7 protein-coding genes are annotated in these 8,768 nt (G+C 69.5%); 5 read left to right on the forward strand and 2 right to left on the reverse strand.

Going from position 1 to position 8,768, the window contains the following annotated elements; translation table 11 throughout:
• The first annotated feature begins 257 nt into the window (after window positions 1-257).
• Complete coding sequence (locus ACFE7D_RS07545; RefSeq protein WP_375394815.1) at window positions 258-2,345, forward strand: SPOR domain-containing protein; 2,088 nt, start codon at window positions 258-260, stop codon at window positions 2,343-2,345.
• Complete coding sequence (locus ACFE7D_RS07550) at window positions 2,342-3,508, forward strand: deoxyguanosinetriphosphate triphosphohydrolase (protein ID WP_375394816.1); 1,167 nt, start codon at window positions 2,342-2,344, stop codon at window positions 3,506-3,508. Before ACFE7D_RS07545 ends, ACFE7D_RS07550 begins: the two co-directional genes overlap by 4 nt.
• Window positions 3,509-3,566: 58 nt before the next feature.
• On the opposite strand, the gene ACFE7D_RS07555 is transcribed toward ACFE7D_RS07550, so the two are convergent.
• Window positions 3,567-3,854 carry a hypothetical protein gene (locus ACFE7D_RS07555; protein WP_375394817.1) on the reverse strand — a complete coding sequence of 96 codons (288 nt, stop codon included), beginning with the start codon at window positions 3,852-3,854 and terminating at the stop codon, window positions 3,567-3,569.
• 251 nt (window positions 3,855-4,105) lie between these two features.
• Here ACFE7D_RS07555 and ACFE7D_RS07560 point away from each other — a divergent pair, with 251 nt between their 5' ends.
• Both ACFE7D_RS07560 and ACFE7D_RS07565 read left to right on the forward strand, forming a co-directional pair.
• On the forward strand, window positions 4,106-5,650 hold the full coding sequence (locus ACFE7D_RS07560; RefSeq protein ID WP_375394818.1) for a DUF1800 family protein: 1,545 nt from the start codon (window positions 4,106-4,108) through the stop codon (window positions 5,648-5,650).
• Window positions 5,651-5,653: 3 nt separating this feature from the next.
• Window positions 5,654-6,808: a DUF1501 domain-containing protein gene (locus ACFE7D_RS07565; RefSeq protein ID WP_375394819.1), complete on the forward strand. Its 1,155-nt coding sequence runs from the start codon at window positions 5,654-5,656 to the stop codon at window positions 6,806-6,808.
• Window positions 6,809-6,905: 97 nt separating this feature from the next.
• On the opposite strand, the gene ACFE7D_RS07570 is transcribed toward ACFE7D_RS07565, so the two are convergent.
• Complete coding sequence (locus ACFE7D_RS07570) at window positions 6,906-7,097, reverse strand: hypothetical protein (protein ID WP_375394820.1); 192 nt, start codon at window positions 7,095-7,097, stop codon at window positions 6,906-6,908.
• Between the two features lie 93 nt (window positions 7,098-7,190).
• Between ACFE7D_RS07570 and argS the strand changes: the two genes are divergently transcribed.
• A partial coding sequence (argS, locus tag ACFE7D_RS07575; protein ID WP_375394821.1) for an arginine--tRNA ligase occupies window positions 7,191-8,768 on the forward strand: 1,578 nt, incomplete at its 3' end.

Consider the following 8,768-nt stretch of genomic DNA (forward strand, 5'->3'; position numbering starts at 1 on the left):
CCTGGACCCCGGCCTTCGCCGGGGTGGTGTAGATACGCTCGGGCTGCCGTTCTCCTGCGAACGCAGGAGCCCGGGATACCAGGGTACGCCGCTCGTGGCCCTGGCTCCTGCTTTCGCAGGAGAAGACCGATCCCGACAGACTGCCGAGCACGATAACGTGGTGCCACCCGTTCGTCGCCGCACCGCCTCGCTTCACCGCTGCGCCGCGAACCCCCGGTTGCCGTCCGCATCGCGCTGGCCTCTAGCATCGCCGAAGCATGCGATTCCGTTCGATCCCCTTCCTGTCGCTCGCGCTCGCCCTTGCGATCGTTCCCGCCCCCGCCGACGCGCAGGCGGTGGTTCAGCCGTTGCCGGGGACGACCGATGCCGATCGGCTGGCCGATCAGGTCCACCGTCTCGCGGCGAACCCGCAGGATCTCGACGCGCTCGTCACCGCGGGCGCGCTGTCGATCAAGCTCGATGACCTGACCGCCGCTGCGGCGTTCTTCACGCGCGCGGACAAGGTCGATCCGCGCAGCGCACGGGTGAAGGCGGGGGAGGCGTCGCTGCTGGTCCGCAACGAGCGTCCGGGCGAAGCGTTGCGATATTTCGCACAGGCGGAAAGCTACGGGCTTGCGCCCGGGGCATTCGCCGCCGATCGCGGCCTGGCCTATGATCTGGTCGGCGATCAGCCGCGGGCGCAGCGCGATTATCGGCTGGCGTTGAAAGCGGCCGCGAATGACGACGAGACGATCCGGCGTTACGCATTGTCGCTCGGCATTTCCGGCAATAAGCAACTGGCGCTCGACACGCTTGCCCCGTTGCTGACGAAGACCGATCGCGGCGCATGGCGGTCGCGGGCGTTCGTGCTGGCAATGAATGGCGATATCGCGGGCGCGGAGCATATCGCGACGACGATGATGCCAGGCGGCATGGCGCTGGGGTTGCAACCGTTTTTCGAGCGTCTGCCGATGCTCGACCCGATCGACCGCGCGTTTGCGGTGCATTTCGGCGAAGTCCGGACCAGTCCGGAGCGAGTCGCCGATGCGCGCCTGGCCCCGGCGACGACACCGCTGCCCCCGGAACCCGTCGCGGTCGCTGCGGTCGCGGTCCGGCCGACGCCCGAGCCGCGCAACGGCCGCAGGGATCGTCGCGGTCGCAGCGTGCCGACGCCGACCCAGGCCGTCCCGGCCTCGCCGGTTCGGGTGGCGCAGGCGGTCGTGCTTCCGCCGGCCGTCGCGCCGCAGCCCGCGCCCGGCATTGCGGCCAGCACACCCGCGGCGATTGCCCCGACGCCGCGCGGGCAGCGCCTTGCCGCGATGGCGGTACCGGCGCAGGTAATACCCCCGACACCGCCTGTCGCGGTCGCGGCGATCGCTCCGCACGCGACCGTGCCGCCGGCCGTCGCGCCGCAGCCCGCGCCCGGCATTGCGGCCAGCACACCCGCGGCGATTGCCCCGACGCCCGCGCCGCCCCCTCGGGCAACGCTCGTCGCCGCGACGGAGTCGCCTGCGACGCTCGGCGCGATCGCCTCCACACCGGTGACGGTCGCTGCAGCGACGCCTGCGCCTATGACGACACCGGCGGTCCCGGCTCCGGCCGGACCCGTCTTCGGGCCCTCGGTCGCGGTGGTGCAGGCGGTACCCGTGCGCAAAGCGCCGACGCCCGAACCCGCCAGCGCCGCGCCGTTGCCGACGCCGGGCTTCACCGCCCTTGCCGGTACCGCCGCGGTGCATCGCACGACCGCGCGCCGTGCGCATGGCGAGGACGCGGTGCTCGCGCGGATCATCGCCGGTCTGTCGATCCCCGCATCGGAACTGGATGCCGCGGGGCCGGCTCGTGCCGCGTCGAGCGAGATGGCCGCCATCGACGCGAAGCCGGCGCGCAGCGGACGCGGTCGTCACGATGCCGCCCCGACGCCTGCACCCACCGACGAACCCGTGACCCCGGCCGAACGCAGGGCCGCGGATCGCAAGGCCGCTGCCGCGACGAAGGCGCTCGCCGCCAGGAAGGCTGCGGCCGAGGAGAAGGCGGCCGCGGACAGGGAAGCCGCGAAGGAGGCCGTCGCCGAGCGCAAGGCCGCGCGATCGAACCCCGCGCGGATCTGGGTACAGGTGGCGGGCGGCGCGAACGAGGACGATCTGCCCAAGGCCTGGGCCGCGGTGAAGAAGAAAGCCCCCGATGCGTTTGCCAGCCATGGCGGGTGGAAGACGCCGTTGCGCGCGACCAACCGCGTGTTGGCCGGGCCGTTCAAGACCGACGCCGATGCGCGTGCGTTCGTCAATTCGCTCAAGAAAAATGGCGTGTCCGGCTTCACCTTTACCAGCGACGCCGGTCAGAAGGTCGAGAAGCTGCCAGCCGAATGACGGAGGCTGCGCCCTGGGCTTCGGACCCGGCGGCGAGCAGAGGACGGCTTCACGAGGAACAAAGCGGGATCGAGCACGGCCCGCGCGACGGCTTCCAGCGCGACCGCGACCGGATCGTCCATTCGATCGCGTTCCGCCGCCTGCGCCACAAGACGCAGGTGTTCATGGCCCCCGATGGCGATCATTTCCGCGTCCGCCTGACCCACAGCCTGGAGGTCGCGCAGATCGGGCGGACGATCGCGCGGGTGCTTGGCCTTAACGAGGACCTGACCGAGGCATTGTGCCTGGCGCACGATATCGGGCATCCCCCGTTCGGCCATGCCGGCGAGGATGCGCTGAAAGCGGCGCTGGCCGAGGCGGGGGGCTTCGATCACAACGGGCACACGCTGCGCACGCTGATGACGATCGAGCGTCCTTACCCGCGGTTCGACGGGCTGAACCTCGGTTGGGAAACGCTGGAGGGACTGGCGAAACATAACGGCCCGGTGTGCGATCCGGGTTGGGCGCTGGCGGAGGCGGACGCGGCCTTTCCACTCGCGCTGGACATGCACGCGTCGCTGGAGGCGCAGGTCGCGGCGATCGCGGACGACATCGCGTACGACAACCACGACATCGACGATGGATTGCGCGCCGGGCTGCTGAGCATCGATCAGCTCTGCGCGGTGCCGATCGTCGCGCGGGGTTGGGCCGCGGCGCAGGCGCGATATCCGGGTGTCGAGCACAAACGGCTCGGTCACGAACTGGTGCGCGCGCAGATCGGTCTGATGGTGAACGATCTGATCGCCGAAACGCATGCGAGGATCGCGGCGAGCGGCGTGACGAACGCGGACGACGTTCGCAATGCCGGTCAGCCGCTGGTCGGCTTTTCGGACGCGATGCGGATCGAGGAGCGCGATCTGAAAGGGTTCCTGTACGCGAACCTCTACCACCACCCGGTACAGCTGGCGGCGGCGGAGGCCGCGCGCGGCGTCGTCGGTGGACTGTTCGCGGCATATCGAACCGATCCGTCGGCAATGCCGGCGGAATGGCGCGATCGCCTGCCCGCAGACTGCGTGACGCGCGATCGGCACATCGGCGACTTCATCGCCGGCATGACCGATCGCTACGCCGTCACGCGGTACCGCGAGCAGGTTGGCCCGATCGACTTGCCCGAAGGGTTCTGAACACCCCCGGAGCTTTGCCCATCGTCATCCCCGCGAAAGCGAGGATGACGCGAGCGGGTCAGCGCGATGCGATCTGCGTATTGGTCGGCCCGATATCCGCTACGTTGAAGGCGACCTGCACGCCGGATACCAGTCCATGGACATGGCCGTTCGTGACGACGAGGCGGAAGGGTTCGCCCGATGGCAGGCTACGGCCGATCAGGACCTGATGCGCGCCATGCTGTTCGGCGGTATATTCGTAGGTGACGCCGTCGCGAACGAAACGAGTCGGTGCTTCGCGCGCCATGGCGACGGTCGAACCGAGCACGGCGATGGCGGCGGCGATGGTGATGCTGGTCTTGCGCATGATCGAAAACTCCCGAAAGATCGGTGCTGGTCTCGCACCCGTTCTTCCTCTCCCGCTTTCGAACGTCGGTTTATTGCGACGCAGCATAGGTTGCAAATGCAAACCCGTCGCGGTGCGAATGCAGCTTTTGCATTCGTCAACGCCGATCCCGATCGCGCGAAGGATTGTGACGACATGGCGCGTTACGGGGCATAGTTTTGCGACAGTCGGGGCGTATCTCCGGTCCTGGCCATGGTCGAAGGAGACGGACGATGTCGGCATCCAGCATCGCGATCAACCGCTTCGGGCTCGGCGCGCGGCCGGGCGACGCGGTCCCGAACGATGCGAAGGGCTGGCTGCTGGGCCAGTTCGCCGCCTATCAACCGCGCCCGGCCGCGCTCGCCAACGCGCCGACCAGCGCCGCGGTGTCGGCCGAGCTTGCGGAATATTTCGAACAGCAGCGGATGTTGCGCCAGCAGGCACAATTGGACGGCCAGCCGCAACCCGGTGCCGCGTCGCCGCCGATGATGGCACCGCCATCCCCCGCCGCCGCCGCGCAGATGACCAGCGCCGCGCCGCAGCCGCTCCCGCCAGGCATGGCTCCCGCCGATTCTGCAAAGGCCCCCCGCACCGACGCGCAAAAGACCGCGCGCCGGTTCGCGCAGCGCGAGGGTCGCCAGGATTACGCCGGCGCGGTCGCCGCGCGCGCCACCGCCGCGCTGACGACCGATACCCCGTTCGTCGAACGGCTGGTGTATTTCTGGGCGAACCATTTCGCGGTGTCCGCGGACAAGCTGGCCGTCATCGGCCTGTCCGGCACGCTGGAGTTCGAGGCGATCCGCCCGCACGTGCTCGGCAATTTCCGCGACATGCTGACCGCGGTGGAGCGGCATCCGGCGATGCTCATCTACCTCGACCAGGCGGTCTCGATCGGTCCCGACAGCCCGCTCGGCCAGCGGATCGCGATGCGCGGCAAGCGCAAGGTCGGGCTGAACGAGAACCTTGCGCGCGAGATCCTGGAGCTGCACACGCTTGGCGTGCGGTCCGGGTACACGCAGACCGACGTGACCGAATTCGCCCGCGCGATGACCGGCTGGACGGTCGCGGGGATCGGGCAGGGGCCGGGCGCGCGCGCGGCAGGCACCTTCGGCGCCCCCGGCCAGTTCGTCTTCGCGGAGGCGATCCACCAGCCCGGCGAACGCCGCATCATGGGCAAGCGCTATGCCAAGAACGGGGTGAACCAGGCGCAGGAAGTCCTGGACGACGTCGCGGTCGCGCCCGCCACCGCGCAGCACATCGCCACCAAGCTCGCGCGCCATTTCGCCGGCGACAACCCGCCGCCGGCGATGGTCGCCCGGCTGCAGGCGGCATTCCTGTCGTCGGGCGGCGACCTGCCCGCCGTCTATCGCGCGATCGTGAACTCGCCCGAGGCGTGGGTCGAGGCATCGCCGAAATTCAGGACGCCGTGGGAATGGACGATCGCCAGCTACCGCGCGCTGGGTGCGACGACGGTACAGCCCGGCGTCATCGTCGGCCTGATGAACCAGCTCGGGCAACCGGTGTGGAAGCCCGGCCAGCCGGTCGGTTACGACGACATCGCCGCCAGCTGGGCCGGCCCCGACGCGGTAATGCGCCGGGTCGAGGCGGCGGAGCGCTTCGCCGCCAGGGTGCCCGCGGCGATCGACGCACGTGCGCTTGCGATCAAGCTGTTCCCGGCATCGGTCAGCCCTGCCACCGCGCAGGCGCTGACGAACGCCGAAAGTCCTGCCCAGGCGCTGGCACTCCTGCTGGTCGCCCCCGAAATGATGCGGAGATAGATGATGTTCGATCGTCGTAGTTTCCTGTCGAGCGCCACGCTGGCGACGATCGGCACCGTTTTCGCGCCACGCATGGCATTCGCGAAGGCCGCCACCACCAAGCGGTTCGTCTTCATCATCCAGCGCGGGGCGGCGGACGGTCTGGGCACCGTCGGCCCGGTCGGCGACGCCGCCTTCGCGCACCAGCGCGGCGCGCTGGCGGAGGATTTCGCGACCGGCACCAAGCTCGACGCGATGTTCGCGCTCCACCCGTCGATGACGCACACCGCGCAGCTTTACGGCCAGGGCCAGGCGCTGTTCGCGCACGCCATCGCCTCGCCCTACCGCGACCGGTCGCATTTCGACGGGCAGAACGTGCTGGAGACCGGTGGGGCGGGGGCTTATCAGGTGCGCGACGGCTGGCTCAACCGGCTGCTGGGCGTCGTCCCGACCCAGGATGCGCGCGCGATCGCGGTTGCCGCCACGGTACCGATGGCGCTGCGAGGGAGCCATGAGGTCGCATCCTATGCCCCGAGCGCGCTGCCTGCGGCCTCGGACGACCTGCTCCAGCGCGTGTCGATGCTGTACCAGGGCGACAGCCAGCTTCACGGTCTGTGGAGCGAGGCGATGGCGACTCGCCAGCTGACCAGCGACCTCGGCCAGAATGGCGGACAGAATGCCGCGGCGACCGGTACGCTCGCGGCCAAGCTTCTGTCGCCCGCGGACGGCGCGCGGATCGCGATGATCGAGACCGGCGGCTGGGACACGCACGCCGCGCAGCGCCAGCGGCTGGGCGCGCAGCTCAAGGGACTCGACGCGATGATCGCCGCGCTGCAGGTCGGGATGGGGCCGCTATGGGACGACACGATGGTGCTGGTCGCGACCGAGTTCGGCCGCACCGTCGCGGTCAACGGCACCGGGGGTACGGATCACGGCACCGGCACCTCGGCGATGCTGATCGGCGGCGCGGTGAGGGGCGGCCGCGTGGTGGCCGACTGGCCGGGCCTGAAGGGATCGCAGCTGTACGAGAACCGCGACCTGAAGCCGACCACGCCGCTCGACGCATTCATCGGCGGCGCGGTGGCGGGCCATTTCGCGACCGATCCGCAGCGGACGATGGCGGCGTTGTTCCCGACGGGCGGGGGGACGGCGGCGATCGGGGGGCTGGTGCGGGCTTAGCGTCGTTTCCTGCGAACGCAGGAATCCAGGGTAACGGGCGCTGCGCTATCGACCCTGGGCTCCTGCTTTCGCAGGAGAACGGAACGGCTTGATGGGATCAGCCTCGCACCAGCGCGACGATGGCATCGAATATCGTCGCGCCCGCCAGCGGCCCGACCAGCAGCATCAGCAGGTTGAGCCCGACGATCCAGCCGATCATCCGCTCCCGACGCTTCGTGACGTGACGGGGCGGCCGTTTGGGCGGCCAGGGTTCGGGTGGCGGCCAGGCGTTCCGGAAATCGACGAACATGCGTGGCTACCTTGCGCGGGTGAGTCGCGGTTCGAACAAAGCACAAATCGCCTGCCATTGCGATGCGCACCGCGGCCCCGTAAGCGCGCGGGTATGACGCTCTATACCCGTTTCGCCGATTATCTCGATGCCGCGCTCGACGACCTGACCCTGGCAGGCGTGTTGCCGGAGGGGCTGGATCGCCGGGGCGTGACGGTCGAGCCGCCGCGCGATGCGAGCCATGGCGATCTCGCGACCAACGCGGCGATGGTGTTGGCCAAGCCGGCGAAGACCAACCCGCGTGCGCTGGCCGACGCGCTCGCCGCCGAACTGCGCAAGGTGGACGGCGTCGCCGCGGTCGCGGTCGCAGGGCCGGGGTTCATCAACCTCCGCCTCGTCGACGATATCTGGCGCGACGAGATCGCGGCGATCGCGGTGGCCCGGGAAGACTATGGCCGTTCGGACACCGGCATGGGGACGACGGTGAACATCGAATATGTCTCCACCAATCCGACCGGACCGATGCACATGGGGCATTGCCGCGGCGCGGTGGTCGGCGATGCGCTCGCCAACCTGCTCGCGTTCACCGGCTACGACGTCCGCCGCGAATATTATGTCAACGATGCGGGCGGGCAGGTCGATGTGCTCGCCCGCTCGGTGCACCTGCGCTACCGCGAGGCGCTGGGCGAGGATGTCGGTGCGGTGCCGGAGGGGCTGTATCCGGGCGACTATCTGATCCCGGTGGGGCAGGCGCTGGCGAGCGAATTCGGCGACCGTTACGCGGCCGCGCCGGAGGCGGACTGGCTGGTGCCGTTCCGCACGCACGCGGTCGCTGCGATGATGGCGCTGATCAAGGCCGATCTCGCGCTGCTCGGTGTCCATCACGATGTCTTCGCATCGGAGGCCGCATTGCAGGCCGCGGGCAAGCCCGAGGCGGCGGAGGCGGTGCTGCGCGCGCGCGATCTCGTCTATGACGGCGTGCTGGAAGCGCCGAAGGGCGAGACGCCGGAGGATTGGGAGCCCGTCGTGCTGCCACTGTTCCGCTCGACCCGGTTCGGCGACGATCAGGACCGGCCGATCCGCAAGTCGAACGGCAGCTGGACCTATTTCGGGGCCGATCTCGCCTATCATTTCCAGAAGGCCGAGAGCGCGGACCAGCTGATCGACATCTGGGGCGCGGACCATGCCGGCACCGTCAAGCGGATCACCGCCGCGGTCGAGGCGCTGACCGAGGGACGGACGCGGTTCGATGTGAAGCTGGTCCAGATGGTCCGGCTGCTGCGCGGCGGCGAGCCGGTCAAGATGTCGAAGCGTGCGGGCAATTTCGTCACCCTGGCGGACGTGGTGCGCGAAGTCGGCAAGGACGTGGTGCGCTTCACGATGCTCACCCGGCGGTCGGACGCGCAGATGGATTTCGATTTCGCGAAGGTCGTCGAGGCGTCGAAGGACAACCCCGTCTTCTACGTCAACTACGCGCATGCCCGGATCGCATCGCTGCACCGGCGCGCGGTGGAGGCGGGGATCGCGGAAGGGACCGCCGACCTGTCCCGGCTTGATACGGAAGAGCTGGCGCTGGTGAAGCTGGCGGCGCAGTTCCCGCGCACCGTGGAGACCGCCGCGAGCACCCGGGAGCCGCATCGAATCGCGTTCTATCTCTACGACTTGGCGGCGGCATTCCATGCGTTGTGGAAT

Source organism: uncultured Sphingomonas sp. (assembly GCF_964244235.1).
Classification (GTDB): Bacteria; Pseudomonadota; Alphaproteobacteria; order Sphingomonadales; family Sphingomonadaceae; genus Sphingomonas.

Excerpts from the sequence above, each read along its gene's own strand:
- ACFE7D_RS07545 (WP_375394815.1), top strand. The coding sequence starts at position 258 with ATGCGATTCCGTTCGATCCCCTTCCTGTCGCTCGCGCTCGCCCTTGCG.
- ACFE7D_RS07555 (WP_375394817.1), bottom strand. The coding sequence starts at position 3,854 with ATGCGCAAGACCAGCATCACCATCGCCGCCGCCATCGCCGTGCTCGGT.
- ACFE7D_RS07550 (WP_375394816.1), top strand. The coding sequence starts at position 2,342 with ATGACGGAGGCTGCGCCCTGGGCTTCGGACCCGGCGGCGAGCAGAGGA.
- ACFE7D_RS07565 (WP_375394819.1), top strand. The coding sequence starts at position 5,654 with ATGTTCGATCGTCGTAGTTTCCTGTCGAGCGCCACGCTGGCGACGATC.
- ACFE7D_RS07560 (WP_375394818.1), top strand. The coding sequence starts at position 4,106 with ATGTCGGCATCCAGCATCGCGATCAACCGCTTCGGGCTCGGCGCGCGG.
- ACFE7D_RS07570 (WP_375394820.1), bottom strand. The coding sequence starts at position 7,097 with ATGTTCGTCGATTTCCGGAACGCCTGGCCGCCACCCGAACCCTGGCCG.